This is a genomic window from Streptomyces montanus (assembly GCF_005786655.1).
GTDB classification, from domain to species: domain Bacteria; phylum Actinomycetota; class Actinomycetes; order Streptomycetales; family Streptomycetaceae; genus Streptomyces; species Streptomyces sporangiiformans.
In genome coordinates this window covers 26456-52164 of record NZ_VBZC01000051.1, presented here as the reverse complement: position 1 = coordinate 52164, position 25709 = coordinate 26456, and the positions used below count along the sequence as shown (strand labels likewise).

At 70.8% G+C, this 25709-nt stretch carries 26 protein-coding genes; 9 read left to right on the top strand and 17 right to left on the bottom strand.

Annotated elements, in window-relative coordinates; translation table 11 throughout:
* Positions 1-87 precede the first annotated feature (87 nt).
* On the bottom strand, positions 88-1017 hold the full coding sequence (locus FE633_RS34810; RefSeq protein WP_138049167.1) for an anti-sigma factor family protein: 930 nt from the start codon (positions 1015-1017) through the stop codon (positions 88-90).
* Positions 1014-1715, bottom strand: coding sequence for an RNA polymerase sigma factor SigE (gene sigE, locus FE633_RS34805; protein WP_119106193.1), 702 nt, complete (start codon positions 1713-1715; stop codon positions 1014-1016). The genes FE633_RS34810 and sigE overlap by 4 nt, the downstream gene beginning before the upstream one ends.
* A gap of 214 nt (positions 1716-1929) precedes the next feature.
* On the opposite strand from sigE, the gene FE633_RS34800 reads away from it, so the two are divergent.
* A complete protein-coding gene (locus tag FE633_RS34800; protein WP_138049166.1) occupies positions 1930-2628 on the top strand; it encodes an O-methyltransferase in 699 nt (232 codons plus the stop codon).
* A gap of 161 nt (positions 2629-2789) precedes the next feature.
* Here FE633_RS34800 and FE633_RS34795 read toward each other — a convergent pair whose 3' ends face one another.
* The gene (locus FE633_RS34795) at positions 2790-2957 is read right to left on the bottom strand and encodes a DUF3117 domain-containing protein (protein WP_003966491.1); all 168 of its coding nucleotides are present in this window, start codon (positions 2955-2957) and stop codon (positions 2790-2792) included.
* 343 nt (positions 2958-3300) lie between these two features.
* Here FE633_RS34795 and chcB point away from each other — a divergent pair, with 343 nt between their 5' ends.
* Positions 3301-4116, top strand: a complete 816-nt coding sequence (chcB, locus tag FE633_RS34790; RefSeq protein WP_138049165.1) for a 2-cyclohexenylcarbonyl CoA isomerase — start codon at positions 3301-3303, stop codon at positions 4114-4116.
* Between the two features lie 15 nt (positions 4117-4131).
* On the opposite strand, the gene FE633_RS34785 is transcribed toward chcB, so the two are convergent.
* Positions 4132-4713 (bottom strand): DNA-3-methyladenine glycosylase I, encoded by a 582-nt coding sequence (locus FE633_RS34785; protein WP_138049164.1) that lies wholly within the window; start codon positions 4711-4713, stop codon positions 4132-4134.
* Positions 4710-5060 carry a DivIVA domain-containing protein gene (locus tag FE633_RS34780; RefSeq protein ID WP_138049163.1) on the bottom strand — a complete coding sequence of 117 codons (351 nt, stop codon included), beginning with the start codon at positions 5058-5060 and terminating at the stop codon, positions 4710-4712. Before FE633_RS34780 ends, FE633_RS34785 begins: the two co-directional genes overlap by 4 nt.
* Positions 5061-5224: 164 nt before the next feature.
* Here FE633_RS34780 and folP point away from each other — a divergent pair, with 164 nt between their 5' ends.
* Entirely contained in the window at positions 5225-6085 is an 861-nt protein-coding gene (gene folP / locus FE633_RS34775; protein WP_138049186.1) for a dihydropteroate synthase, read from the top strand.
* A gap of 143 nt (positions 6086-6228) precedes the next feature.
* Here folP and FE633_RS34770 read toward each other — a convergent pair whose 3' ends face one another.
* Both FE633_RS34770 and dapE read right to left on the bottom strand, forming a co-directional pair.
* On the bottom strand, positions 6229-6987 hold the full coding sequence (locus FE633_RS34770) for an LOG family protein (RefSeq protein ID WP_138049162.1): 759 nt from the start codon (positions 6985-6987) through the stop codon (positions 6229-6231).
* A 180-nt stretch (positions 6988-7167) separates the two neighbouring features.
* Positions 7168-8247, bottom strand: a complete 1080-nt coding sequence (dapE, locus tag FE633_RS34765; protein ID WP_138049161.1) for a succinyl-diaminopimelate desuccinylase — start codon at positions 8245-8247, stop codon at positions 7168-7170.
* A 127-nt stretch (positions 8248-8374) separates the two neighbouring features.
* Here dapE and FE633_RS34760 point away from each other — a divergent pair, with 127 nt between their 5' ends.
* Positions 8375-9388: a VldE C-terminal domain-containing protein gene (locus tag FE633_RS34760; RefSeq protein ID WP_171060238.1), complete on the top strand. Its 1014-nt coding sequence runs from the start codon at positions 8375-8377 to the stop codon at positions 9386-9388.
* 398 nt (positions 9389-9786) lie between these two features.
* Positions 9787-10182, top strand: coding sequence for an ATP-binding protein (locus tag FE633_RS34755; protein ID WP_138049160.1), 396 nt, complete (start codon positions 9787-9789; stop codon positions 10180-10182).
* A 108-nt stretch (positions 10183-10290) separates the two neighbouring features.
* Here FE633_RS34755 and FE633_RS34750 read toward each other — a convergent pair whose 3' ends face one another.
* Both FE633_RS34750 and fdxA read right to left on the bottom strand, forming a co-directional pair.
* A complete protein-coding gene (locus tag FE633_RS34750) occupies positions 10291-11382 on the bottom strand; it encodes a bifunctional succinyldiaminopimelate transaminase/glutamate-prephenate aminotransferase (RefSeq protein ID WP_119101026.1) in 1092 nt (363 codons plus the stop codon).
* Positions 11383-11484: 102 nt separating this feature from the next.
* On the bottom strand, positions 11485-11805 hold the full coding sequence (gene fdxA, locus FE633_RS34745; protein ID WP_018089397.1) for a ferredoxin: 321 nt from the start codon (positions 11803-11805) through the stop codon (positions 11485-11487).
* A 141-nt stretch (positions 11806-11946) separates the two neighbouring features.
* Between fdxA and FE633_RS34740 the strand changes: the two genes are divergently transcribed.
* The 3 genes from FE633_RS34740 (at position 11947) to FE633_RS47495 (ending at position 14780) form a co-directional block, all read left to right on the top strand.
* Positions 11947-12972 carry a GNAT family N-acetyltransferase gene (locus tag FE633_RS34740; protein WP_138049159.1) on the top strand — a complete coding sequence of 342 codons (1026 nt, stop codon included), beginning with the start codon at positions 11947-11949 and terminating at the stop codon, positions 12970-12972.
* A gap of 721 nt (positions 12973-13693) precedes the next feature.
* Positions 13694-14545 carry a SirB1 family protein gene (locus FE633_RS34735; protein WP_138049158.1) on the top strand — a complete coding sequence of 284 codons (852 nt, stop codon included), beginning with the start codon at positions 13694-13696 and terminating at the stop codon, positions 14543-14545.
* Positions 14546-14636: 91 nt separating this feature from the next.
* Complete coding sequence (locus tag FE633_RS47495) at positions 14637-14780, top strand: hypothetical protein (protein WP_171060237.1); 144 nt, start codon at positions 14637-14639, stop codon at positions 14778-14780.
* A 70-nt stretch (positions 14781-14850) separates the two neighbouring features.
* On the opposite strand, the gene FE633_RS34730 is transcribed toward FE633_RS47495, so the two are convergent.
* The 4 genes from FE633_RS34730 to FE633_RS34715 form a co-directional block, all read right to left on the bottom strand.
* The gene (locus FE633_RS34730) at positions 14851-17214 is read right to left on the bottom strand and encodes a hypothetical protein (protein WP_138049157.1); all 2364 of its coding nucleotides are present in this window, start codon (positions 17212-17214) and stop codon (positions 14851-14853) included.
* A 190-nt stretch (positions 17215-17404) separates the two neighbouring features.
* Entirely contained in the window at positions 17405-17797 is a 393-nt protein-coding gene (locus FE633_RS34725; protein WP_138049156.1) for a DUF6113 family protein, read from the bottom strand.
* A 218-nt stretch (positions 17798-18015) separates the two neighbouring features.
* On the bottom strand, positions 18016-18975 hold the full coding sequence (gene mshB / locus FE633_RS34720; protein WP_138049155.1) for an N-acetyl-1-D-myo-inositol-2-amino-2-deoxy-alpha-D-glucopyranoside deacetylase: 960 nt from the start codon (positions 18973-18975) through the stop codon (positions 18016-18018).
* Between the two features lie 96 nt (positions 18976-19071).
* Positions 19072-19266, bottom strand: a complete 195-nt coding sequence (locus FE633_RS34715; RefSeq protein ID WP_138049154.1) for a hypothetical protein — start codon at positions 19264-19266, stop codon at positions 19072-19074.
* Positions 19267-19442: 176 nt separating this feature from the next.
* Between FE633_RS34715 and FE633_RS34710 the strand changes: the two genes are divergently transcribed.
* Positions 19443-21611, top strand: a complete 2169-nt coding sequence (locus FE633_RS34710; RefSeq protein WP_138049153.1) for a S9 family peptidase — start codon at positions 19443-19445, stop codon at positions 21609-21611.
* 149 nt (positions 21612-21760) lie between these two features.
* On the opposite strand, the gene FE633_RS34705 is transcribed toward FE633_RS34710, so the two are convergent.
* From FE633_RS34705 to FE633_RS34690, 4 genes are read right to left on the bottom strand one after another with little or no spacing between them, the layout of a single operon-like run.
* Positions 21761-22780: an ABC transporter ATP-binding protein gene (locus FE633_RS34705; RefSeq protein ID WP_138049152.1), complete on the bottom strand. Its 1020-nt coding sequence runs from the start codon at positions 22778-22780 to the stop codon at positions 21761-21763.
* Positions 22773-23747 (bottom strand): ABC transporter ATP-binding protein, encoded by a 975-nt coding sequence (locus FE633_RS34700; RefSeq protein ID WP_138049151.1) that lies wholly within the window; start codon positions 23745-23747, stop codon positions 22773-22775. Before FE633_RS34700 ends, FE633_RS34705 begins: the two co-directional genes overlap by 8 nt.
* A gap of 6 nt (positions 23748-23753) precedes the next feature.
* On the bottom strand, positions 23754-24764 hold the full coding sequence (locus tag FE633_RS34695) for an ABC transporter permease (RefSeq protein WP_138049150.1): 1011 nt from the start codon (positions 24762-24764) through the stop codon (positions 23754-23756).
* A complete protein-coding gene (locus tag FE633_RS34690; RefSeq protein ID WP_138049149.1) occupies positions 24757-25680 on the bottom strand; it encodes an ABC transporter permease in 924 nt (307 codons plus the stop codon). Before FE633_RS34690 ends, FE633_RS34695 begins: the two co-directional genes overlap by 8 nt.
* Between the last annotated feature and the right edge of the window lie 29 nt (positions 25681-25709).

Genomic DNA, 25709 nt, shown 5'->3' with positions numbered 1-25709 from the left:
GTCGACTCCGCGCCCCGGTTCCCTCCAGCGGGCGCGGCCCATCCCTGGATTCAACCAGGTTCACGGGCCGCCGCGCAGACGACGGGGTCAGCGCGAGGAGGGAGGCGCAGCTGAGGCCGACGAGTCGGGCACCGGCACGGCAGGCAGCCCGGACGTCGCGAACTCCGACGCCGTCGACCACGAGGTCAGCGTGACCGGCGGGGGCGTGCTGAGTGGCCGTATGAGCGGGGACATCGCGGCGGCGCCGGCCACCACGGGTGTGGTGAGCTCCGGCAGGGATCGCGTGCCCTCATCGACCGGCTGGGGCACGCCGGGCAGCAGCGGCGCGGACACCTCGGTCGGCGCGCCCAGGTCCGCACTGAAGGAGCGCTGCCCCTGCGCGAGCAGCGGCCCCGTGCCACGGCGGCGCTGCGACTCGGGTGCCATCGCACCGCCCGTGCCCTGGGTGCGCATGGGCGTTACGTTGCTGCCCGAGCCCGAGGGGCCGCCGCGCGCATCCGTGGTGTCAGCGGGCACGCCGGTCGTCACGCCGCCGAGGGCGATCGCGGCGAGCGACACCGCCCCGGCCGCGACGAACGCGAAGCGCAGCCCGCGTGAGGCCGACCGGTCGGCCTCACGTCTGCTGATGTCATGGATACGGAATCCGTGCTGCTCCGACGGCAGCATGGAGGCGTGGGGGCCCGACGGCACGTACTCGAACGGTTCCGGCTTCACTCCGAAGAGGCCGGACGATCCGAAACCCCCTCCGCCCAGCCGAGAGCCGCCCCCGTCCCCGTCACTTCCCCCCGGCAGCCCCTGAAGGCGGGCCAGGAAACTCTCCGAGGGAGGCGGTGGGGCCGCCTCCGCGAACACGTTCTTCAGACGTCGCTGTTCGTCGGCCTCGGCCTTGCACTTCGCACAGGTGGCGAGGTGGGCCAGGACGCGCTCGCGCGTCTCATGACCGAGCTCTCCGTCCACCAGGGCGGAGAGTCGGTCTCCCAGGTGCTGCTCTGCAGGCGTAGGACGTGATCCACTCACGCGGTCGCGCCCCCTCCTCCCAGAGCGGGCACTCCGGTGATCGCGAAGCCGCGCCGCTCGGCGCGGGCCTCGGGCGACCGGTGGGCGAGGGCCTTGCGCAGCTGCGAACGGCCACGGTGGATCCGGCTGCGGACCGTGCCGAGCTTGACGCCCAGGGTCGCGGCGATCTCCTCGTACGAAAGCCCTTCGATGTCACAGAGGACGACCGCGGCGCGGAACTCCGGCGCGAGCGTGTCGAGCGCCTGCTGGACGTCGGCGTCGAAGTGGGTGTCGTTGAAGACCTGCTGCGGGGATGGCTCTCGGCTGGGCAGTCGCTCGGCCGCGTCGTCGCCGAGCGCGTCGAAGCGGATGCGCTGCTTGCGGCGCACCATGTCCAGGAAGAGGTTCGTGGTGATGCGGTGCAGCCAGCCCTCGAAGGTGCCCGGCGTGTACGTCGACAGGGAGCGGAAGACCCGGACGAAGACTTCCTGGGTCAGGTCCTCGGCGTCGTGCTGGTTGCCGGTCAGGCGGTAGGCGAGCCGGTAGACCCGGCCGCTGTGCATGCTGACGATCTCCTCCCAGGTGGGCGGAGTCCACGCCTGCGAGTCCGCTTCGGACGTGAAGGTCGCGGTCTGAGCGGAGTCAGCGGTGCGGGAACGGTCAGCGATGTTGTTCACGGATTTCGGCTCACCCGCTGATCTGAGCAGGCGCCTCAGCACCCCTCCTCGATCCACAGGCGCAGCCGCACCTCCCCTGTCGGCTCTGGTGGTGTCCAGTGGAGCCCCTACCATAGCCACCTCGCCCGTTAGCTCCGGATAAGCGGTTTTACGAGAATTTGATACGCGCTTTTGGGGCTGCGTCAGCACTTGCTCGGCGTCCTGATCCATCTCTTTCCCCCCGCGTCGTTCCGCACCCCTCTAAACGACCGGTCCCATCTGCGGGTTCCCGACACCAACGGATACAGTCACGCCCAGGCAACCACGGGGACAGGAGAGGGCCATTACCGGCAACCGGCAGACGAGCTGGGCGTTCGCCGACGCCTTTGTCGCCGAGGACGACGCGCTGCACTGGGCCCGGGACCGGGCCCAGGAGGTCGGCCTGCGCTCGGTGTCGCCCGGCACGGGCGCCGCGCTGCGGTTGCTCGCCGCCACCGTGGGCGCCAAGGCGGTGGCGGAGATCGGGACCGGAACCGGAGTCTCCGGAATTCATCTGCTGCACGGTATGCGGCCCGACGGCGTACTGACCACCGTGGACACGGAGCCGGAGCGCCAGCAGTTCGCCCGGCAGGCCTTCAGGACCGCCGGCTTCGCCAGCAATCGCGCCCGCTTCATTCCGGGGCGCGCCCTGGACGTGCTGCCCCGGCTCGCGGACGCCGGATACGACCTCGTCTTCTGCGACGGCGACCGGCTGGAATATCTGGACTATCTCGCTGAATCGTTGCGCCTGCTGCGTCCGGGCGGCCTCGTCTGTTTCGAGGGCGTCTTCTCGAACGGCCGGACCGTGGACTCGGGCCCTCAGCCCACGGAGGTACTGCGCCAGCGCGAGCTGCTGCGCGCGGTCCGCGAGAACCAGGAGCTGGTGCCCTCACTGCTGCCGGTGGGCGACGGCCTGCTCTGCGCGGTCAAGCGCTGATTTGGGCATCGAGTTGCCCCCGCCCGGCGAGCGAGCCGAAAAACGGTTGGCAGGTACGCGACGAACCAGGTTTTCGTCCCCGAAAACGCCCCAAGCCGAAAAAGCTGCCCCGGCACCGCAAACCGCGGTGCCGGGGCAGCTAAAAGGTATGTCGCTTCCGCTCAGCCGACGACCTTCTTGAGGGCGTCGCCGAGCGCGTCGGCCTCGTCAGGGGTCAGCTCGACGACGAGCCGACCGCCGCCTTCGAGCGGAACGCGCATGACGATGCCCCGCCCCTCCTTGGTCACCTCGAGCGGGCCATCGCCCGTCCGCGGCTTCATGGCCGCCATGCTCGTTCCCCTTCCTGAAACCAGCTCATCGTCGCCGACGGCCCCTTGATGGGCACGCGTCCTCTCGTCGGACACGCGTCACCGGCATCGAACACATTGCTTCCAGGCCATTATCCCGCATCTCAGGACCCGATGACCAACATCAGTCGGCATCGCTTGCGCAACGCGCTTGAGCAAAACCACTCAATTCGCCGATGTGACTGCGATACTGCGCCACCGCATGGACTTTCGGGCGCAGGAATTCTTTGACGCAGGTCACATCTCCGCACCCTGCCGTCCTTCATGATCTCCGCCATGCTGTCCTCAGACGATGACGGAGCCGCGACAACGGAGGGGACCCACCATGGCCGACACCGTGCTCTACGAGGTGAGCGACGGACTCGCGACGATCACGCTGAACCGCCCCGAGGCGATGAACGCGCTGAACACCGAGACCAAGATCGCCTTCCGGGACGCGGCGCAGGCGGCAGCGACGGACGACTCCGTACGGGCGGTACTGCTCACCGCCGCCGGTGACCGGGCCTTCTGCGTGGGCCAGGACCTCAAGGAGCACGTGGGCGGGCTGCTCGCGGCGCGTGAATCGGGCGGCACCCAGGACCAGGGCGGCGTCATGAGCACGGTGCGGGAGCACTACAACCCGATCTTGCGGGCCCTGACCGGGGCGGCGAAGCCGGTCGTGGCGGCGGTCAACGGTGTCGCGGCCGGGGCCGGCTTCGGCTTCGCTCTCGCCGCGGACTACCGGATCGTCGCGGACACCGCCTCCTTCAACACCTCGTTCGCGGGGGTGGCGCTGACCGCCGACTCGGGCATCTCCTGGACGCTGCCGCGCGTCGTCGGTCCCGGCCGGGCCGCCGACCTGCTGCTCTTCCCGCGCAGCATCACCGCCCAGGAGGCGCACGACCTCGGTATCGCCAACCGCGTCGTGCCCTCCGCCGACCTGGCGGCCGAGGCCCTGAAGCTGGCCCGCACGCTGGCCGAGGGGCCGACCCTGGCGTATGCCGCGCTCAAGGAGTCCCTTGCCTACGCGCTCTCCCACTCCCTGGACGAGACGCTGGAGAAGGAGGACGAATTGCAGGCGCGGGCGGGGTCCTCCGAGGACCACACGATCGCTGTGCAGGCTTTCGTCAACAAGGAGAAGCCGAAATATCTGGGGCGGTGACGCTCTGCCGGGCGGTTACGGGGCGCTTCTGGCCACGCAGTCCGCCAAGTGGTCGTCGACCAGGCCGCACGCCTGCATCAGGGCGTACGCCGTGGTCGGGCCGACGAAGCGGATACCGCGCTTTTTGAGGGTCTTGGCGAGGGCCGTCGACTCGTCGGTGACCGCGGGGACGTCGGCGAGGGTCTTCGGGACCGGTCGGGACTCGCGATCCGGTGCGTACGACCAGATCAGCTCGTCCAGCTCCCCGGGGGACCAGTCGGCGAGCACGCGCGCGTTGGCGAGCGTCGCCTCGATCTTCGCGCGGTTGCGGATGATGCCCGGGTCGGTGAGCAGCCGCTCCTTGTCCTCGTCCGTGAAGGCCGCCACTTCGGCGATCTTGAAGTCGGCGAAGGCGGCGCGGAAGCCCTCGCGGCGGCGCAGAATCGTTATCCAGGACAGGCCGGACTGGAAGGCCTCCAGGCACAGCCGCTCGTACAGAGCGTCGTCGCCGTGGACCGGACGGCCCCACTCGTGGTCGTGGTACGCCACGTAGTCCTCGGTCGACAGGGCCCAAGGGCAGCGCAGGGCGCCGTCGGGTCCCTTCAGGGCGTCGGTCACTGCTGGTCGTCCTCCGTGTGCTTCTCCAGGGAGTGGGACCCCGGCGCCCTGGCTCCGGCCAGCGCGGTCTCCAGGTCGGCGATCCGGGCGTCCCGCTCGGCGATCTCGGCACCGAGGCGGCCCAGGGCATCGTCCACATCCGCCATGCGGTAGCCGCGGACGGCCACCGGGAAGCGGAGCATCTCCACGTCGCCGCGGTGCAGCGGGCGGTCCGCGGGCAGGGGATCCTGGAAGCGCTCGGGCGAGGCCTCGGGCAGGGCGCCGCTCTCCCCGCCGCCCACCACGGACAGGGTCACCGCGCCGACCACCACGACGAGGGCGACGACCAGGAACAAGAACATGAACATCGCTGAGGTCCCCACGCTCTGTTGTCGGCTGCTGCCGACAGCGATTGTTGCCGACGCGGACGCGTCGGCGCGGAAAGTGTCAGGCTCCGATCGTGCCATGCGACTCTGACAGTCAGGGCCGCAGGCGGCCGAACAGCGAGAACTACTCGGAGAGGTCACAGGGGATGCTCAGGCTGGGCAGGCGCGAGTTCGACGCGCACGAGCCGGTGATCATGGCCATCGTGAACCGGACCCCGGACTCCTTCTACGACCAGGGGGCCACGTTCCGCGACGAGCCCGCGCTCGCGCGCGTGGAGCAGGCGGTGTCGGAGGGTGCGGCGATCATCGACATCGGCGGGGTCAAGGCCGGACCCGGCGAGGAGGTGACGGCCGAGGAGGAGGCACGGCGGACGGTGGGGTTCGTCGCCGAGGTACGGCGCTGCTTCCCCGACGTGATCATCAGCGTCGACACCTGGCGGCATGAGGTCGGCGAGGCGGTCTGCGAGGCCGGGGCGGATCTGCTCAACGACGCCTGGGGCGGCGTCGATCCGCAGCTCGCGGAGGTCGCCGGGCGGTACGGGGTCGGGCTGGTGTGTACGCATGCGGGAGGTGCGCGGCCGCGTACCCGTCCGCATCGGGTCGCTTACGACGACGTGATGGCCGACATCCTGCGCGTGACGCTCGGGCTCGCCTCGCGGGCCGTGTCACTCGGGGTGCCCCGTGAGTCCGTCCTCATCGATCCCGGGCACGACTTCGGCAAGAACACGCGGCACAGTCTGGAGGCCACGCGTCGGCTGGGCGAGATGGTCGGGACGGGGTGGCCTGTGCTGGTGTCCCTGTCCAACAAGGACTTTGTCGGGGAGACGCTGGACAAGCCGGTGAAGGAGCGGATCGTGGGGACCCTGGCGACGACGGCCGTCTCCGCGTGGTTGGGAGCGCAGGTGTACCGGGTCCACGAGGTGGCGGAGACGCGGCAGGTACTGGACATGGTGGCGTCCATCGCGGGGCACCGGCCGCCCGCGGTCGCCCGGCGGGGGCTGGCGTAGTAGCGGTTTGCTCGCCCCCGCCTCCCCTACCCGTCCCTACCCGTCCCTTCCCCAGGGGCTTCGCCCCTTCGACCCCACCGGGGCTCCGCACCCGGACCCCGTTTCCGGGGGCCGGGGCGGAGCCCCCAGGGAAGGGACGGGAATTACCGCCCCGCCTCCTTGGACACCAGCGCCACCGCCTCGTCCACGTCGTCCGTCAGGTGGAACAGCAAAAGGTCGTGCTCCGAGGCCTTGCCCTGGGCGATGAGGGTGTTCTTGAGCCAGTCGACCAGGCCACCCCAGTACTCCGTACCGAAGAGCACGATGGGGAAGCGGGTGACCTTCTGGGTCTGGACGAGGGTGAGCGCCTCGAAGAGTTCGTCCAGTGTGCCGAGGCCGCCCGGCAGGACCACGAAACCCTGCGCGTACTTGACGAACATCATCTTGCGCACAAAGAAGTACCGGAAGTTCAGCCCGATGTCGACGTACTGGTTGAGCCCCTGCTCGAAGGGCAGCTCGATACCGAGTCCGACCGAGATGCCCTTGGCCTCGCAGGCACCCCTGTTGGCGGCCTCCATGACGCCGGGCCCACCACCGGTGATGACGGCGAAGCCGGCCTCGACGAGACCGCGGCCCAGCGCGACCCCGACTTCGTACTCCGGCGAGTCGACCGGCGTGCGGGCGGAACCGAACACGCTGATGGCAGGCGGGAGTTCGGCGAGCGTGCCGAAGCCCTCGATGAACTCCGACTGGATGCGCAGCACTCGCCAGGGGTCGGTGTGCACCCAGTCCGTGGGGGCGCGCTCGTCCAGCAGACGCTGGTCCGTCGTACTCGCCTGTACCTGGCCGCGCCTGCGCAGTACAGGGCCGAGCCGCTGCTCCTCCGGTGGCCGCTTGCCGCCCTCGGGGTTACCGGTAGCCATGTGCGCTCCCTCCACGTAGGGGCCTCCCCCTGCTCGAGCAAAGCCGGAAGCTTGGGGAGGTCGTTCCACCTCAGCCTAGATCTACGCCGGTTACGGAGGGGGGACGCGGGCATGTCCGCCGTGAACCGCCCAGGGGGACAGCGATGAGGACATCGACCGCATCGACCGCCACCGGCCGCATCAGGACGTCAGCCAGGCCCGCAGCCGCTCCTCACCCGCCAGGATCTTTGCCGTTTCGACCCGTTCATCCCTTTTGTGTGCCAAGTGAGGGTTGCCGGGACCGTAATTGACGGCCGGGACGCCGAGCGCGCTGAAGCGGGAGACGTCGGTCCAGCCGAACTTGGGCTGCGGGGTGCCGCCGAACGCCTCGATGAACGCGGCGGCCGCAGGGTGGGACAGGCCGGGCAGCGCCGCGCCACTGTGGTCGTCGACCACGAACTCCTCGACCCCGCAGTCCGCGAAGACCTCATGGACGTGGGCCAGAGCCTCCTCCTCGCTGCGGTCGGGCGCGTAACGGAAGTTGACGGTCACCACACACTCGTCCGGGATGACGTTGCCGGACACACCGCCCTCGACGCGGACCGCGTTGAGACCTTCCCGGTACTCCAGCCCGTCGATGACCGGATGACGCGGCTCGTACGAGGCCAGCCTCGCCAGGATGGGCGCGGCCTTGTGGATGGCGTTGGAGCCCATCCAGCCACGTGCGGAGTGCGCACGCTCGCCCTTCGTCTTCAGCAGCACCCGGAGCGTCCCCTGGCAGCCGCCCTCGACCTGCCCGTCGGAGGGTTCCAGCAGGACCGCGAAGTCGCCCTTCAGCCAGTCCGGGTGGGCCTCCGCAACATGCCCCAGACCGTTCAAATGGGCCGCGACCTCTTCGTTGTCGTAAAAAACGAAGGTGAGGTCCCGGTTGGGTTCGGGCACGGTGGCCGCGATGCGCAGCTGTACGGCGACGCCCGACTTCATGTCGCAGGTGCCGCAGCCCCACAGCACGCCGTCCTCGTCGAGACGCGACGGTACGTTCTCCGCGATCGGCACCGTGTCGATGTGCCCGGCGAGGAGGACGCGCTCGGTCCGCCCCAGGTTCGTACGGGCGACGACGTTGTTGCCGTACCGGTCGACCGTCAGGTGCGGCAGGGCGCGCAGCGCGGTCTCGACGGCGTCCGCGAGGGGCTTCTCGCTGCCACTCTCGGAGGGGAAGTCGACGATCTGCGCGGTGAGCCGTGCGGCGTCCAGGGTGAGGTCAAGCGGGGCGTCGGTCATGAAGTCGACCCTAACGCGCGGGGCCGGGTCACCTCACTCGTGGCCTCATGGATCGAATCTCGCCGCCTGTTGACTAATTGTCCACAGTGTCGTTCGGTCCTCAGTTGGCTCCTATACCTTGTTACGCGTGCCTGAACGCCCCACTTCCGTCCGTCGCGGCCGCTTCTTCCGTTTCGGTGCGGCCCTCGCGACGCTGCTGGCCCTCGCGGCGTACCTCGCGGTGCAGTACCTCACGGGGGGCACGGGCGCACCGCGCTGCACGGTCGTCTCGGGCAAGGGCGACGGAGCGTCGTACGAGGTCACGGCGGAGCAGGCGGCGAACGCCGCGACGATCTCGGCGGTCGGCGCCAATCGCGGTATGCCCGAGCGAGCCGTCACGATCGCCCTCGCGACGGCGCTCCAGGAGTCCGGCCTGCGCAACATCAGACACGGCGACCGGGACTCGCTCGGCCTGTTCCAGCAGCGGCCGTCGCAGGGCTGGGGCACCGAGAAGCAGATCATGGACCCGGCGTACGCGGCGGGCGAGTTCTACAAGCACCTGGCCAAGGTGCCGGGGTACTCGCGGCTGCCGCTCACCGTCGCCGCGCAGCGCGTGCAGCGCAGCGGTTTTCCGCAGGCGTACGCGAAGCACGAGCCGGACGCCACGCTGCTGGCCGCGGCACTGACCGGGCGCGCTGCCGCCACGTTCACCTGTGAGGGGCGCCCGGGAGTCCAGCCGGGCGGCCCCGACGCGGTGCGCGCCGCGCTCGTACGGGACTTCGGTCAGAGCGTGTTCCAGCAGGCGGGCGCGGAGCGATATGCCGGCACGGAACGAGGCGCGGGGCCCGATGACGGGGCAGGCAGCGAGGGGAGCACCACGCCGTCCGCCGCCCCCACGCCGTCCACGGCCGGAAGCGGCGCCGGAAACCCCCGCACCGTGACCATCCCCGTCTCCGGCGGGGCTACGGCCGCGGGCGGGGAGCGGCAGCGCGGCTGGGCGCTGGCGCACTGGGCCGTGGCCAACTCCTCCACGCTGCACATCCGGCAGGTCGCCTACGCGGGGCGGGTCTGGACGGCCGGGAACACCCGGAGCGAGTGGCGCGAGGACGGCTCACCTTCCCGGAACACGACGAGCGCCGTCCGCATCGTCGCCGGACTGTAGGACGGACAGCGGCTCGGAAAGCAGCCCGGAAAGCGGGCCGACAACAGAGCCGGCGACAGACCCGGGCAGCAGTACGAGCCCTCACTCGCCGGAGGGAGCAACCGGGGCGCCATGTCCACGGCGCGCACGGGTTTTCGCCCCGCCACTCTCCTTTCCGTCGAATCCCTTGGGGGCAAAGGGCCGTAAGGATTCAGCAGGCGTTGTCGCCAGGCGGTTTTGCCCGTTTTCTCCGCAGCCGATAATGCGACGCATTGCCAACTCTTTACTTTTGGCCACCGCAACCTTCGCGGACTTCGAGCGGTAGTCACTGCGTCCGACGCCGAAACGATCAGCAGCCAGCCGGTCAACTCCCCGTCGTGGTCGGACACTTCACCGTTCTCTCCCGTCTAAGGAGCATCATGTCCCTCCCCCTGACCCGCCGGATCGCCCGTGCCGCGCTGCTCGTCGCAGCGGGAGCGGCGCCCGTGGTCGGTGCGGCCGGCTCCGCCGGCGCGGCCGAACTGCCGGCCACCCCCGACCTCGGCGGAGTGACCACGCTGGACAACGCGGGCCCCACCGCCGACGGAGCCACGCGGCACGTCACCGGACTCGCGGGCGACGCGGGCGCGGGCGACCTGGGCGACGTGGACCGCAAGGAGGTCAAGAAGGCCGCCGGGGATGTCACCGGGTCCGCGGGTGACGCGGTCGGTGCCGCCACGAAGTCGACAGGCGGGGAGCTGCCGACCGACGGCCTCCCCCAGGGCGGCACCCTGCCCACGAAGCAGCTGCCGGTCCAGGACCTGCCGGTCGGCTGACGCTCCGCTCGTACGGCTCGGGTCGTATTGCGTCGCTCATACGGCGAAGGGGTCCAGGTGGCGCACCTGGACCCCTTCGCCGTGCGTACGAAACGGCAGTGCGGGCGCTTACAGGCGCTCCACAGCCGCCCGCACCCGCTCGTCCGTCGCCGTCAGCGCCACGCGTACGAACTTCTCGCCCGCCGGCCCGTAGAAGTCACCCGGCGCGACCAGGATCCCCAGCTCCGCCAGGTGGCCCACCGTGTCCCAGCAGGACTCGTCCCGGCTCGCCCAGAGGTACAGGCTCGCCTCGCTGTGCTCGATGCGGAAACCGTGCTTCAGGAGGGCGTCGCGCAGGGCCGTGCGGCGGGCCGCGTAGCGCTCGCGCTGTTCGCGCACGTGGGTGTCGTCACCGAGCGCGGCGACCACCGCCGCCTGGGTCGGCGCGGACGTCATCATGCCGCCGTGCTTGCGGATCTGGAGGAGGTCGCCGAGCACGGTCTCGTCGCCGGCCAGGAACGCGGCGCGGTAACCCGCGAGGTTCGACCGCTTCGAGAGCGAGTGGACCGACACGATCCCCTCGTACGAACCGCCGCACACGTCGGGGTGCAGGACGGAGACCGGGTCGGCCTCCCAGCCCAGCTCGATGTAGCACTCGTCCGAGAAGACGAGGATGCCGTGCTCACGCGCCCACGCGACGATCCGGGTCAGTTCGTCCTGGGACAGGACACGGCCCGTGGGGTTGGAGGGCGAGTTGAGCCACAAGAGCTTCAGGCCGGCCGGGTCGAGCTCCGTCGGATCCTCGTACGCGACGTGGTCCGCGCGTGCCAGACGGGCGCCGACCTCGTACGTCGGGTAGGCGAGGCGCGGATGGGCGACCTTGTCCCCGGGGCCGAGGCCCAGCTGGGTCGGCAGCCAGGCCACCAGCTCCTTCGAGCCGACGACCGGCAGGACGTTGCGATGGGTGACGCCCCGCGCGCCCAGCCTCCGCTCGCACCAGCCCGTGAGCGCGTCCCGCAGCTCCGGCGTGCCCCACACCGTGGGATAGCCGGGCGAGTCGGCCGCGGCCACCAGAGCTTTCTGGATCAGCTCGGGCACCGGGTCGACCGGAGTGCCGACGGACAGGTCGACGATGCCACCCGGGTGAGCGGCGGCCGTCGCCTTGAAGGGCTCCAGCTTGTCCCAGGGAAAGGTGGGAAGCCGGTCGGAGACTGCGGACACGGGGATCACTTTCTGCTCGGGCAAACGCCTCGGTCCCGTACGGCGACGCGATCGAGGTGATCAGGCCGTACGGGACCGAGGCGGCGCGCGGATGCGGGCCGCTTACTGGTTCTGCGGCGGCAGCGCTGCGATGAAGGGGTGGTCGCGTTCGATCAGTCCCAGCTTGCTGGCGCCACCGGGCGAGCCGAGCTCGTCGAAGAACTCGACGTTCGCCTTGTAATAGTCCTTCCACTCTTCCGGAGTGTCGTCTTCGTAGAAGATCGCCTCGACCGGGCAGACCGGCTCACAGGCTCCACAGTCGACGCATTCGTCCGGGTGGATGTACAAGGACCGGGAGCCCTCGTAGATGCAGTCGACCGGGCACTCCTCGATGCACGCCTTGTCCTTGACGTCGACACAAGGCTGCGCGATGACGTAGGTCACGCTGTCGTTCCTCCTCGATAGGGCGCTGGCGAGCCGTCCACAGGCTCCGCCACCTGGCGCGCGGGAGCGCGGCGTCGTCGATGCCCACACCTAGTATCTCCGTTCCTGGGCATGATCCGAACAGGAGGGTTGGACTGAGCTGTGGAATTCTCCGCGCGCATACGGCTTGAGGTCCGCATTACCCCTGCTGACGTGGGCAAACGCGTCTCCCTACGGCAGCTGGACGAACACGCACCGAAGGGTGAGAAGTTCACCGACACGGTTGGTGTTCTCACATCATGGGACGACGATGTGCTGCTGATCACACGGCGCTCCGGGGAGGTCGTCCGCATTCCGGAAAGCTCGCTCGTCGCGGGCAAGGTCGTCCCGTCCGCACCGGCCCGTCGGCGTGGCCCTTCGGCGACGTACGAGGAGCTGGCACGGGTCGCCGCTCGGGCGTGGCAGCCGGTGGAGCGCACGCGCCTCGGCGACTGGGAGCTGCGAGCCGCCGCCGGTTTCACCCGCCGGGCCAACTCGGTGCTGCCGCTCGGGGACCCCGGTCTGCCGCTCGACGCGGCGCTGGCCTTCGTGCGGGACTGGTACGCGGCCCGGGATCTGCCCGCGTACGTCCAGACCGCGACCGGGGCCGAGGGCACGCAGGAGCTGCTGTGCGCGGAGCTGGCGGAGCGGGGATGGACACGTGAGGTGACCGCCGAGATGTGGATCGGCGCGCTGGCCCCGGTCGGTGACCTCCCGGACCCGGATCGCCCCGTGATCCTCTCCCGCACGGCGGACGAGGCGTGGCTGGGCCGCTACCAGCGCAAGGGGATGAGCGACGTGGCCCTGAAGGTGCTGGGCAGCGGGCCTTCGGTGTGGTTCGCCACGGTGCCCGGCGCCGAGCCGGGCATACCCGCCGCGATCGGCCGCTGTGTGGTCGACGGCCGCTGGGCCGGCTTCGCCGCGGTCGAGGTCGACCCGTCCCTCCGCCGCCAAGGTCTGGCCGGCACGGTCATGACGGCCCTGGCCCGCCAGGCCCTCTCCGAGGGCGCCTCGGCGGCGTGGCTGCAAGTGGAGACGGACAACGCTGCGGCGCGTGCGCTGTACGCCCGCATGGGCTTCACGGCCCACCACGCGTACCACCACTACCGCGCTGGTGGCGAAGGTACGGACGGACGAGCCGATGCCTGAGGCGGCGGCACCGCGGAGGGCGGAATCCCGCCGTACGACGAGAGCAGCCGCGCGACTCGGTGACCGAACCGAACGCCGACGCTCCACGGGCACCCCGGACCGCAGGAGGGCCACGCGCCACGCACACCGGCAGACGGCCCGCGGACGGACCCCGCGACCGCACCCGCGGCATCCCGGCCCACCCGGCCCCGGACCGGAAGGCGCGACCGCGGCCACGACAGCCTCGGCTCCCGACCTCCGCCCCGGCGGGGCGTACGACCGGCAGCCGCACGGAGCGGCACTTGGCCGACAACGGAACCGTCCCGCCCCAGGGACGGCTACGGCCGACGCGCCGGAGGCGCAGGGCAGCGGCCCGGACAGGGCCGGGGCAGGCACAGCCCCCGGCAACCGAATCAGTCCCGGCCCAGGGCGGCCACGGCCGGCGCACCACAAGCACAGGGCAGCGGCCCAGGCAGTGGCCGAGACGTGCGCGCCACAGCAACCGAACCGGCCCCGCCTCGCGGCAGCCACAGCGGGCGCGCCGGAGGCACGGGGCGATGGCCGCGGCGGGACGCGTGCCCCGGCAACGGGCCCGATCCCCACCCCACGGCAATCACCACCAGTGCGCCGGAGGCGCAGGGCTGCGGCTGGGGGCGGGCGCGCCGGAGAGTGAATGGCCGGGGAAACTGGTCGTAAGAGCCACGCAGCGGTAGCGATCGGCGTGAAAGGGCACGAGGCAGTTATGGGTCCCCCTCATCCTCCTGGGCCGGAGCAGAGTGCCGTGTGGCGACAGCGCTTCAGCGAGGAGGCGCGGGCCGACCGGCCCGATTTGTCCATGTTGTGCCTCCTGATCGGCGCCCAAGCAGACGGGGCGCTGGACGAGGCGGGGATGGATGCCGCTCAGATCGAGCTGGACCGGCTGGCCGGGGAGTTGCCGTTCCAGCCGGGCGGGCCGCGCTCCTGGGCCACGGCGCTGGCGGAGCACCTCGGCGAGCGTTGCGGGTTCCGCGGTACGCCCGGGGACTATCAGCGACTGGAGTCCTCGCTCCTGCACGAGGTGCTGCGGCGGCGGCGCGGGCTGCCCATCCTGCTGTCGGTGGTGTGGATGGAGGTCGCACGCCGGGCCGGGGCGCCGGTCTACGGGGTCGCCCTGCCCGGACACTTCGTCGTGGGCTTCGGTCCCCCGGAGCAGCAGGTTCTCGCCGACCCCTTCGACGGCGGCCGCGTGCTGACCGGCCCCGACGCGGAGCTGCTCGTGGCGGGCGCCACCGGCGCGCCCCTGGACCCGTCGATGCTCACCCCCGCCGACCCGCTCGACGTCGTCCTGCGCATTCTCAACAACATCCGCGCGTGGGCCGCCGCCCGCCCCGAACGCGGTGACGTCGCCCTGTGGGCCGTGGAGCTCTCCCTCCTCCTCCCGTCCCACCCCGCCCGCCTGCGCTACGACCGCGCGCAACTCCTCGTCCAGCGAGGCGATTTCCTGCTGGGCGCGGCCGAACTCGACGCGTACGCCGAGATCGTGGCCGGCGTCGATGAACCGGCCGCGGACCGCATACACCAACAGGCCCGCGCGGCCCGCGCGATGCTCAACTGACGTTCCCACACCATGGGTTGCCGACCGCAGCACCACGTCACCGTCGACGCGGTCGACGCGGTCGACGCGGTCGACGCCGTCCTGGTCACCCATGGGCACCCGGGCGGGCATCGCCCGGCTGTTTCTGACCCACCTGTGGCCGGGGACGGACCCGGCGACCGCGGTGAAGGCAGCCGCCGGGGTCTACGACTGCCCGGCCGACGTGGCGACGACCAGGCTCGTCGTGGAGATCTGACCGATCACCCTCGACACGCGGACCATCTGATCGAATCGGCCCGAATCGGAATGAATCTGGCCGAATCCGTCTAGCTCGGGTTCGTCTCGATCACACCCGTGCGTTCGGAGGCCGACTTGCCGAGGAGCGCGGGGCGCAGCGCGTTGACCACGTCCTGCGGCGTGACCGCGGTCTTCCTGCCGGTGCCCCGCGTGATCGTCACGCCCTCGAACGTGGTGCCGTAGAGCTGCTTGAGCGCTTCGAGGTCGTACGTGTCCACGAGCTTGCCGTCGACGGCCTTCACGCCAAGGAACTTCCAGAGGGAGTTCTCCGGGCTGAAGCGGATCTCCGCGGTACCGGCCCTGACGGTGACGATGCCCGACATCGCCGGCTCCGCGAACTTCTTCATCATCGCGTCGACTTCGGCCTTCGAGATCGTCGGCTGCCGCGTGGTGGTGGGGACCTTCACGGGGGCGGGCTTCCCGGTCTCCACCTGCGTGCGGTACGCCTCCTCGACGGCCTCCGTCGACTTCGCTATGGCGATGCCCTTGCCCGTCTTGCCGTACACAGCGACGGCCTTGCCCGACTCGAACTTGATCGTTCCCTCGGTCGCCGAGCCGGTGCCGCCCGCCTCGCGCTCCAGCGCAGCCCGCAGCTTCTCCCCGTCGACGGGCATCACCGGGTCGATGACGCGCTTGTTGCCGAACAGCGAGCCCACCACCGACACGGGGTTGTAGTCGGCGCCCGCCGCGGCACGGACCGTGGCCTGGCTGTCGAACTGGAGGCCCGCCTGATCGGGCTTGAGCGAGACCGTGTCGCCGTCGACCGACAACTGGATCGCCTTGTTCATACGGTCGCCGAAGGCGTCGTTGAGCTTCTTGACGGCGTCGTCGCGAGTGCCGCCGCCGATGTCGACGCCGAGCACCGTGGTGCCCTTGGGCACGTCGGAGTGGTTCATCAGCAGCCCGGCGCCGTAGACCCCGCCGCCGAGGACCACCACACCGACGCCCAGGAGCACCAGCTTGCTGCGCCCCTTCTTCTTCGGCTTGGCCGCGGCGGGCGCGGCCGGCGAGACGGGCTCGGGCAGCTTCGGGGGCTGGTGCGGCAGCGGGCCGTCGGAAAGCGCGCCCGGCCCGAACGGCGAGTTCTGCTGGGACGGTACGACGGGGATGCCGCTGGTCAGGGTGTGTCCGGAGACGTTGTCACCTGGGCCACCGCTGTAACCGGGTGGTTCGGGGGCTGGCTTCTGCGGCGTGAGGATCGCGGTGTCGTCGCTCAGTCCGCCGCCGGGTCGACCGGGGCCGCCGGCCGAAGCACCAGGGCTGCCCGGGCCACCGGGACCACCCGGCGCACCAGGACCACCGGGGCCACCGGGGCCACCAGGACCATCCGGCCCACCCGGGCCCCCCGGACGAGCAGGGCCTCCCGGACGAGCGGGACCCGCATACCCGTCGGGGCTCCCCGGGCCGCCCGGGCCGCCCGGACCTCCGGCACCGGCGGGCGGCGCGAGCGGCCCGTCTCCGGTGACCGGTCCGCCCGTCGGGCCCGAGGGCCCGCCCCGGCCGTTCTCGGAGCCGTCGGAGAAATAGGGCAGGTCATCGCGTCGCGACGAGTCGCCGCCGTCGCCCGCGCCCTTCGCCTTCGGGGGGTACCCTCCGGTGCCGGTACCGAGCGGCCCCGCCGCCAGCGCGCTGGACACGTCGAAGGACCCGGTGCCGCCGCCGTGCCCGGGCGCCACAGCACTCGTACCGCCCGCGCCGGGCAGCCCGGTGCCACTCGTGCCGTTCGCACCGCCGGGCGGACCGCCGATGCCGCCACCGGGCCGGGGCGCTCCACCGGACCCTCCAGCAGAACGCGGCCCCGGAACGGCGGGCCCGCTCGGCGCGCCCGCACCAGCACCAGCACCAGCACCCTGCGTATCCGAGCCCGGCGTGCCTGAACCTCCGGGCAGCCCGGCCCCGTTGGTGCCGCCACCGCCCGGACCGCCCTTGGGGGCACCGGACTTGCGTGGCGCGAACCAGTCGCTCGTCTTCTCCTTCTCCTCCGCGGGAGCGGCGGGTCCGGAGGAAGGGGCAGGGATCGAGGCCGGGGCAGGGGCGGGGGCGGGGATTGAGGCCGGGTCCGAGGCCTTGGGCGCACCCGAGGCAGCACTCGGTCCCGGCTCCGCGGCGGCCGACGCCACCCCGTTCGTACCGCTGTCGGAGGTTTCCGCGTCCCCGACGGGTGTTCTCACGACGACGGGCGGAATGGGCCGCGATCCAGGGATGTTGATCCGGATCCGCGTCGTCAGCGTGGTCTCGGTCTTGCGCTCCTCCGGCCGGTCACCAGCGGAACGCCCCGCGTCGGCACCGCCCTCGGAACCCGTGGGGGTTCCGTAGGGCGGCGTACCCGACGGGTATGCGGCTCCGCCGCGCCCGTTGGGCCCGGAGGACGAACTGTCAGTTTCACGACTCAAGGCAAGCTCTCCTGGTTGGCTCCGCCGCCCATAGACCCCATCGCTGGGGTCCCCCCTGCTCGGCGAAGCCGAGAGCTCGGGGGAGGCTCGGCGCGCGCACCACCATACTGGCCACTTCTTGCGCGTATCCCGCGACCGCTGAGGAAACTCACACCGGACCCGCACGCGCGTTCTGCGGCGAACTAGTACGTCACTTGCCAAGTCGGGCGGCAGGGCCGCCAGGTTGCCGCCCCGCACCAAGGGTGGCGCACATCACAGCCACAGCCATGCCTCCGAGCAGGAAAAGATAGGAACCTGCTCCCACGCCGAAGAGGAAATCGCCTTCCGGACGACTCGCGGTGAGCAGGATGACCGCGATCACCCACCCACCGGCGGGCGCGACCGCCCCGGCCCTGCTGCCCATCGCCCGCGCCCCGCCCAGGAAGAGCCCGGCCGCGCCGGCCAGCGCGAGGATCAACCCGCCCGGGAACCAGCCGGATTGGACCAGCCCGCCCGCGCCCGCGACCACGGCACCCAGGACAAAAAGGCCGAAGTAAGCGGCTGTCCGTGCGGCCGACGGCAGCTTCGGCGGCTGGGCGAGCATGCTTCCGGCACCGGAGCTTCCCGCACCGGAGCCACCCACGCCTGCGCCCCCTACGCCGGAGCCTCGCCCACCGGGGCTTGCCGACCCGGCCCTGTTCGCACCACGCCCGTTCGCCCCCGCCTTGTTCGCACCAGAGCCCTTCTCCCCGGACCTGTCCACGCCAGACCCCGGCTTGCCGGCCCCTGACCTGTTCGCCTTCGCCCTGTTCCGCGTACTCATCAGGCACTCCCCTTGGAAATCCCCGCGGAGATCCCCGCGGAAATCCCCGCGAACAGGTCCGTCTCCCGCGGCCCGGCCTGCACCCCCGCCCGCTCATCGCGCACCAACTCGTAGTACTCCACGACGAACAGCGGCTGGGCGAGTTCATTGGAGAGCGCGAACCACGGCTCGGCGACCTCGATCTGCGTGGCGTGCGCCCGCATCGCGGCGGCCTTCGCGGCGGCGAAGGGCGTACCGTCGATCTCCGTGGTGATCATGGAGTCGTCCACCACACCCGGTACGTCGTCGACGGCGGCGGAGGCGGGGAACGGCAGCTCGTCCAGTACGTCCTTCAGGCGCGCGAAGCCCTTTTCGGCCACGGAGCGCGGCACGCGGTTCCAATAGATCTTGGTGATCGTCCACGGTGTGCCGAGCTCGGGGCGGACGTCCGGCCGGGCGGCCAGGTCGGCGGCGCGCATGGCGACCCGGTGGGCCTGGATGTGGTCCGGGTGGCCGTAACCCCCGTTGGGGTCGTAGGTGACCAGAACCTGAGGACGTACCTCGCGAATCACCCGGACAAGCTCCGCGGCGGCCTCGTCCACGTCCGCCTGCCAGAAGCAGCGTGGGTTGTCGTTGTCGGGGAGGCCCATCATCCCGGAGTCCTGATACCGGCCGGGACCGCCGAGGAAGCGGGCGTCACGCACGCCCAGCGCGTCCATCGCCCTGCCGAGCTCCACCTGGCGGTGGCTGCCGAGGGCCCCGCCCGTCAGGTGCGCGAGCTCGGGCGGGATGACCTCGCCCTGCTCGCCCTGCGTGCAGGTCACCAGCGTGACATGGGCACCCTCGGCCGCGTACCGAGCCATGGTCGCGCCGTTGTTGATCGCCTCGTCGTCCGGGTGCGCGTGCACCAGGAGCAGACGGCGAGCGGAGCGAGATGGGGGTCCCCCCGGCCGGATGCTGGGGGAAGGGGGTTCCGTCATGGACCCCACCCTACGAGGCGCAGGCCGTACGAGGCGCAGGCCGTACGCGCCCCGGGCCGCCCCAGGAGGGCCCGGCGCACACCCCACCAGCGCGGGTCAGAACTTTATGTCCCCGATCATGCCCGCGATGTTCGTCGTCAGCTCGTTGATCGTGGGCGCGATCGTCGAGCTGGCCAGGTAGAAGCCGAGCAGGACGCAGACGACCGCGTGCCCGGCCTTCAGTCCTGATTTCTTGACCAGCAGGAAGACGATGATCGCCAGCAGCACCACCGCCGAAATCGAGAGTGCCACGGCGGCTCACCTCCAAGGATCCCAGGGATGTGGGGGGCAGAGCAGGGAAAATTGTTGATCCGTACAGCAGCCAGCAGGTTCATACCCACGCGGCGCCATTGATCATAACTATCCATGGCTGCGCATCGATCGGCGCACGGCCGCACAAGGGGGCGCATGGCCAATATGGTCGGGGCATGACGACCGAGCCTCTCTCCTTTCCGCGCCGGCAGGCGCGCACCCTGCGGTTCACGCTCGGTGCGCCCCGCGCGTTCACCGTGGCCCCCGACGGTTCCCGTGTCGTGTTCCTGCGGTCTCGCTCGGGTACGGACCGGGCGAATCTGCTGTGGGTCCTCGACGTGGCGGACGGTGACGGGCGGAGCGAGGCGGGGGGCCCTTCGGCCGAAGGACGGGAGCGCGTGGCCGCGGACCCGCGGACGCTGCTCGAGGGGGCGTCCGAGCGGCTGTCGGCCCAGGAGCGGGCGCGCCGCGAGCGCAGCCGGGAGGGCGGCGCGGGCATCGTCGGCTATGCCACCGACAAGGCCGTGGAGTTGGCCTCTTTCGCCTTGTCGGGGCGGCTCTTCACCGCGGAGCTGCGGGCCGGCACGGCACGTGAACTGCCCGTCCCCGGACCGGTGCTGGACCCGCGCCCGTCCCCCGACGGACGGCTCGTCGCGTATGTCTGCGGGGGTGCCCTGCGGGTCGTCGGCGCCGAGGGCGAGGACGACCGGGCGCTCGCGGAGCCGGAGCCCTCGGCGGGTTCGGCGACGGTCACCTATGGGCTGGCCGAGTTCATCGCGGCCGAGGAGATGGGCCGCTCGCGCGGGTTCTGGTGGTCGCCGGACTCGGACCGGCTGCTCGTCGCGCGGGTCGACGACGCGCCCGTACGCCGCTGGTGGATCGCCGATCCCGCGCGGCCGGAGCAGGCTCCGCAGCAGGTCGCGTACCCGGCGGCCGGTACCGGCAACGCGGAGGTACGCCTCTTCGTGGTCGGGCTCGACGGGGCGCGCACGGAGGTCGTCTGGGACCGGGCGCGCTATCCGTACGTGGCACGAGTGCACTGGTCAGCGGCCGGAGCACCGCTTCTGCTCGTGCAGGCGCGGGACCAGAAGAGCCAGCTCTATCTGGCCGTGGACGCCGACACCGGGGCGACCCGGATGGTGCACGCGGACGAAGATCCACAATGGCTTGATCTTTTCCCCGGCGCACCGTGCTGGAGCCCCGGCGGACAGCTCGTACGGATCGCCGACGAGGGCGGGGCGCGGGTCCTCGCGGTGGGTGAACGCCCCCTGACGGGACCGCAGTTGCATGTGCGGGCGGTGCTGGACGTTTCGGACGACGATGTGCTGGTGTCCGCGTCGGCGGGCGAGGCCGCGGCGGCCCCCGAGATCGGTGAGATCCACGTCTACCGCGTCAACGACCTCGGCATGGAGCGGCTGTCGCAGGAGCCGGGGGTGCACTCGGCGGTCCGCTCGGGCAACGTGACCGTGCTCGTCTCGGCGGTGCCCGACCGGCCCGGGGCACAGGTGCATGTGCTGCGCGACGGAAAGCCTGCGGCGACCGTGGCCTCGTACGCCGACCGTCCTGGACTGCGCCCGCGCGTGAGCCTCACGGAGGCGGGCGAGCGCCGGGTGCCGTGCGCCGTCCTGCTCCCCGCGGGCCACACCGACGGCCCGCTGCCGGTCCTGATGGATCCGTACGGCGGACCGCACGCACAGCGCGTGCTGGCCGCGCACAACCCGCACCTCACCTCACAGTGGTTCGCCGACCAGGGCTTCGCGGTGATCGTCGCGGACGGACGCGGCACACCGGGCCGCTCCCCCGCCTGGGAGAAGGCGATCAAGGACGATCTGGCCGCGATCGTCCTGGAGGACCAGATCCACGCGCTCCGGGCGCTCGCCGAGCACTTCCCGCTGGACCTGAACCGGGTCGCCATCCGCGGCTGGTCGTTCGGCGGCTATCTCGCGGGACTCGCGGTGCTGCGCCGCCCGGACGTCTTCCACGCGGGCATCGTGGGCGCGCCGGTCACCGACCAGCGGCTGTACGACACCCACTACACGGAGCGCTACCTGGGCGATCCGAACCGACAGCCCGAGGTCTACGCCGCGAACTCGCTGATCGACGACAACGGTCTGGTGGACGCCGCCGAGCCGGCCCGCCCGATGATGATCGTGCACGGCCTCGCCGACGACAACGTGGTGGTCGCGCACTCCCTGCGGCTGTCCTCCGCGCTGCTGGCCGCGGGCCGCCCGCACGAGGTGCTGCCGCTCTCCGGGGTCACCCACATGACCCCGCAGGAACAGGTGGCCGAGAACCTGCTGCTGCTCCAGGTGAACTTTCTGAAGCGCTCACTGGGCATCGCGTAGCCGGGCAACCGGCCGGGGCGACATGGCGCGCCCCGGCCGGTCTACGGCACCCGCACGGCCGTACGTTGTTCAGACTGACGCGTCCGTATATCGGTACCGCTTCAGCCAAGTTGCCTGCGTGTTAACGCAGTTGACAAGCATTTAACGTGTTATGTCACGGATACGGCCTCCGCGAAATGGCAGGCCGATGCGTGCACCGCGGGACCCGTGTCGTACCGGAACCCGGCGGGCACCGCGAGCAGCGGCACCTCGAGCGCGCACCGTTCCCGTGCCTTCCAGCAGCGCGTGCGAAAGCGGCAGCCGGACGGGATGTTCGCCGGTGAGGGCACATCACCGTGGAGGATGATCCGCTCCCGGTGCTCCCGTGCCTCCGGGTCCGGGACGGGCACGGCGGACAGCAGGGCCTGGGTATAGGGGTGCGTCGGATGGTCGTAGATCTCGGCGTCCCTGCCGGTCTCCACGATCCGCCCGAGGTACATCACGCCGACCCGGTCGGAGATGTGCCGCACGATCGACAGGTCGTGCGCGATGAAGACGTACGACAGGTCGAAGTCGTCCTGGAGCCGGTCGAGCAGGTTGATCACCTGGGCCTGCACGGACACGTCGAGCGCCGAGACCGGCTCGTCGGCCACGATGATCTCGGGCCGTAGTGCCAACCCCCGTGCGATGCCGATGCGTTGGCGCTGGCCGCCGGAGAACTGGTGCGGATAGCGGTTGATGTACTCCGGGTTGAGTCCGACCACGTCCAGCAGGTCCTGGACCTTCTTGCGACGGTCGCCCTTCGGCGCGGCCTCGGGGTGGATCTCGTACGGCTCTCCGATGATGTCGCCCACGGTCATGCGGGGGTTGAGGGAGGTGTACGGGTCCTGGAAGACCATCTGGATGTTGCGGCGTACGGCTTTCAGTGCGCGGCCGGACAGCCGGGTGATGTCCTCGCCCTTGTACTTGATCGAACCCGCCGTCGGCCGCTCCAGGTTGACCAGCATCCTGGCGACCGTCGACTTGCCGCAGCCCGATTCGCCGACGATGCCGAGGGTCTCGCCCCGGCCGAGTGCGAAGTCCACGCCGTCGACGGCCCTGACCGCCCCGATCTGCTTCTTGAAGAGGATGCCCCGGGTGAGGGGGTAGTGCTTGACCAGGCCACTGGCCTCCAGAATCGCCTCAGGCATCGAGCGTCTCCCGCCAGTAGAAGCAGGCGCTCCCGCGGTCCGCGTCCACCTCGGCCGGCGGGGGCTCCTCGGCGCGGCAGATGTCCTGGGCCATGGGACAGCGGGGATGGAAGGCGCATCCCGGTGGGATGGCCATCAGGTTCGGCGGCAGGCCCTGGATCGCGTACAACCCCTGACCCTTCTGGTCGAGGCGCGGGATGGAGGCGAGGAGGCCCTTGGTGTACGGGTGGGCGGGTGCCTTGTAGATGTCGTGGACCGGGGCCGACTCGATGATCCGGCCCGCGTACATCACGGCGATCCGGTCGGCGACGTCGGCGACCACGCCGAGGTCGTGGGTGATGAGGATGAGGCCCATGCCGAGCTCGCGCCGCAACTCGGCGAGCAGGTCCATGACCTGGGCCTGAACGGTGACGTCGAGGGCCGTGGTCGGCTCGTCGGCGATGATCAGCGCGGGTTCGAGGGCCATCGCCATGGCGATCATGATGCGCTGGCGCATTCCCCCGCTGAACTGATGCGGATAGTCGCCGGCGCGCGCCGCGGCGGCGGGGATCCGCACCCGGTCCATCAGCTCGACGGCCTTCGCCTTCGCGTCCTTCCTCGACATCCCCCGGTGGACGGTGAACATCTCGCTGAGCTGGGCGCCCACGGAGAGGACGGGATTGAGCGCGGACAGCGCGTCCTGGAAGATCATCGCCATCCGGGCGCCGCGGATCCTCCGCCGCTCCTGCTCCTTGAGCTTCAGCAGGTTCTGCCCCTGGAACAGGATCTCGCCCCCGGTGATCCTCCCGGGTGGCGTGTCGAGGATCCCCAGGACGGCCTGCGCGGTCACGGACTTCCCGGAGCCGGACTCGCCGAGCACGGCGAGCGTCTCCCCGGCGTCGACACCGAAGGTGACCCCGTTGACCGCCTTGGCGATACCGTCCCTGGTCCTGAACTCCACATGCAGGTCGCGCACTTCGAGCAGCACGGCCGCTCACCTCAGCTTCGGGTCGAGGGCGTCGCGCACGGCGTCGCCGAGCATGATGAACGCGAGCACGGTGATCGCGAGCGCGCCGGCCGGCCAGAGCAGCGCGTGCGGCGCCTGCCGGATGTACTGGGAGGCCGAGGAGATGTCGATGCCCCAGCTCACCGTCGGCGGTTTCAGCCCGACACCGAGGTAGGAGAGGGTCGCCTCCAGCGCGATGTACGTCCCGAGCGCGATGGTCGCCACGACGATGACGGGCGCGACGGCGTTCGGTGCGATGTGCCGCAGCAGCAGCCGGGAGGGGGAGGCGCCGAGGGCGCGGGCCGCCTGGACGTAGTCGTTCTGCCGGGTGGTGATGACGGACCCGCGCGCGATGCGGGAGATCTGTGGCCAGCCGAGCAGCACCATGAACCCGATCACGGGCCAGACGGTGTTGCTGGTCACCACGGACAGCAGCACCAGACCGCCGAGGACGACCGGGATCGCGAAGAAGACGTCGGTGATCCGGGACAGGAGCGCGTCCCACGCCCCGCCGAAGAATCCGGCGAGCCCGCCCAGGAGGCCGCCGAGGATCGCGACCCCGAGCGTGGCACAGACACCGACGGTGACCGACACCCGCGCCCCGTACACCGTCCGTGTGTAGACGTCGCAGCCCTGACCGTCGTACCCGAAGGGGTGTCCGGGCTGGGAGCCCTGCTGCGCCTTGGCGAGGTCGCACTTGAGCGGGTTCCCGGAGGCGATCGCCGAGGGCCACAGGGAGATGACGACCAGGAAGAGGATGATCAGGCCCGCGATGAGGAAGACCGGGTTGCGGCGCAGGTCGCGCCAGGCGTCGGACCAGAGGGAACGTGGCTTCTCCTGCGGCTCCTTGTCGCCCTCCGGGCCGCCGGGTGACCTTCCGCCGGGGGCGGCCGGCGCATGCTGCTCCAAGGTCGTGGCCTCGTCGGCGGCCAGGTCCATCGCACCGCCCACGCCCGTCGCGGCGACGGCTCCCTCGGTCTCGTACGGCTGCTCAGGCATAGCGGATCCTCGGGTCGAGTACGGCGTACAGGAGGTCGACCAGCAGGTTGGCCACCAGGAAGACGAGCACGAGGACGGTCACGAACCCGACGACGGTCTGGGTGTTCTGCCGGAGAATCCCCTGGTAGAGCTGGAAGCCGACGCCGTGGATGTTGAAGATGCGCTCGGTGACGATCGCGCCGCCCATCAACGCGCCGATGTCGGTGCCGATGAAGGTGACCACGGGGATCAGCGAGTTGCGGAGCAGATGCCGGGTGATCACGCGGTGCCGGGGCAGGCCTTTGGCGATGGCGGTACGGACGTAGTCGGCGCGGCGGTTCTCCGCCAGGGACGTACGGGTCAGCCGGGTGACATAGGCCAGGGAGACCGAGGCCAGTACCAGGCCGGGCACGATCAGCTCGCCGAAGCCGGCCTCCGTGGAGACGGACGGTCTGATCCAGCCCCACTCGACGCCGAGCAGCAGCTGGAGCAGCAGACCGGTGACGAAGACCGGCACCGAGATGACGACGAGGGTGGCCAGCAGGACGCCGGTGTCGACGGGCCGCCCGCGGCGCAGACCCGTGGTCACCCCGAGCGTGATCCCGATGACGATCTCGAAGAGGATCGCGACGATCGTCAGCCGGATGGTGACCGGGAAGGCGGTCGTCATCAGCTCGGTGACCTTCTGCCCGTTGAAGGCGGTGCCGAAGTCCCCGGTGAAGACGTTGCCCATGTACGTCAGGTATTGCTGCACCAGTGGTTTGTCGAGGCCGAACTCCGCGCGCAGCCGGGCCGTCGTGGCGGGGTCGCACTGCCGGTCGCCGCACAGGCCCGCGACGGGGTCGCCCATCACGTTCACCATCAGGAAGATCAGCAGCGTGGCCCCGAAGAAGACCGGGATCATCTGGAGCAGACGCCGGATCACATACCGTCCCATGGGGGCTCCGGAGGTAGGGGGCAGCCCTT

Coding starts and splice junctions, on each gene's coding strand:
- FE633_RS34770 (WP_138049162.1), bottom strand. CDS start 6,987: ATGGCTACCGGTAACCCCGAGGGCGGCAAGCGGCCACCGGAGGAGCAG.
- FE633_RS34695 (WP_138049150.1), bottom strand. CDS start 24,764: ATGCCTGAGCAGCCGTACGAGACCGAGGGAGCCGTCGCCGCGACGGGC.
- FE633_RS34780 (WP_138049163.1), bottom strand. CDS start 5,060: ATGTTCATGTTCTTGTTCCTGGTCGTCGCCCTCGTCGTGGTGGTCGGC.
- FE633_RS34755 (WP_138049160.1), top strand. CDS start 9,787: ATGTCCCTCCCCCTGACCCGCCGGATCGCCCGTGCCGCGCTGCTCGTC.
- FE633_RS34795 (WP_003966491.1), bottom strand. CDS start 2,957: ATGGCGGCCATGAAGCCGCGGACGGGCGATGGCCCGCTCGAGGTGACC.
- FE633_RS34690 (WP_138049149.1), bottom strand. CDS start 25,680: ATGGGACGGTATGTGATCCGGCGTCTGCTCCAGATGATCCCGGTCTTC.
- FE633_RS47495 (WP_171060237.1), top strand. CDS start 14,637: ATGGGCACCCGGGCGGGCATCGCCCGGCTGTTTCTGACCCACCTGTGG.
- chcB (WP_138049165.1), top strand. CDS start 3,301: ATGGCCGACACCGTGCTCTACGAGGTGAGCGACGGACTCGCGACGATC.
- mshB (WP_138049155.1), bottom strand. CDS start 18,975: ATGACGGAACCCCCTTCCCCCAGCATCCGGCCGGGGGGACCCCCATCT.
- FE633_RS34710 (WP_138049153.1), top strand. CDS start 19,443: ATGACGACCGAGCCTCTCTCCTTTCCGCGCCGGCAGGCGCGCACCCTG.
- FE633_RS34725 (WP_138049156.1), bottom strand. CDS start 17,797: ATGCTCGCCCAGCCGCCGAAGCTGCCGTCGGCCGCACGGACAGCCGCT.
- dapE (WP_138049161.1), bottom strand. CDS start 8,247: ATGACCGACGCCCCGCTTGACCTCACCCTGGACGCCGCACGGCTCACC.
- FE633_RS34735 (WP_138049158.1), top strand. CDS start 13,694: ATGGGTCCCCCTCATCCTCCTGGGCCGGAGCAGAGTGCCGTGTGGCGA.
- folP (WP_138049186.1), top strand. CDS start 5,225: ATGCTCAGGCTGGGCAGGCGCGAGTTCGACGCGCACGAGCCGGTGATC.
- FE633_RS34705 (WP_138049152.1), bottom strand. CDS start 22,780: ATGCCTGAGGCGATTCTGGAGGCCAGTGGCCTGGTCAAGCACTACCCC.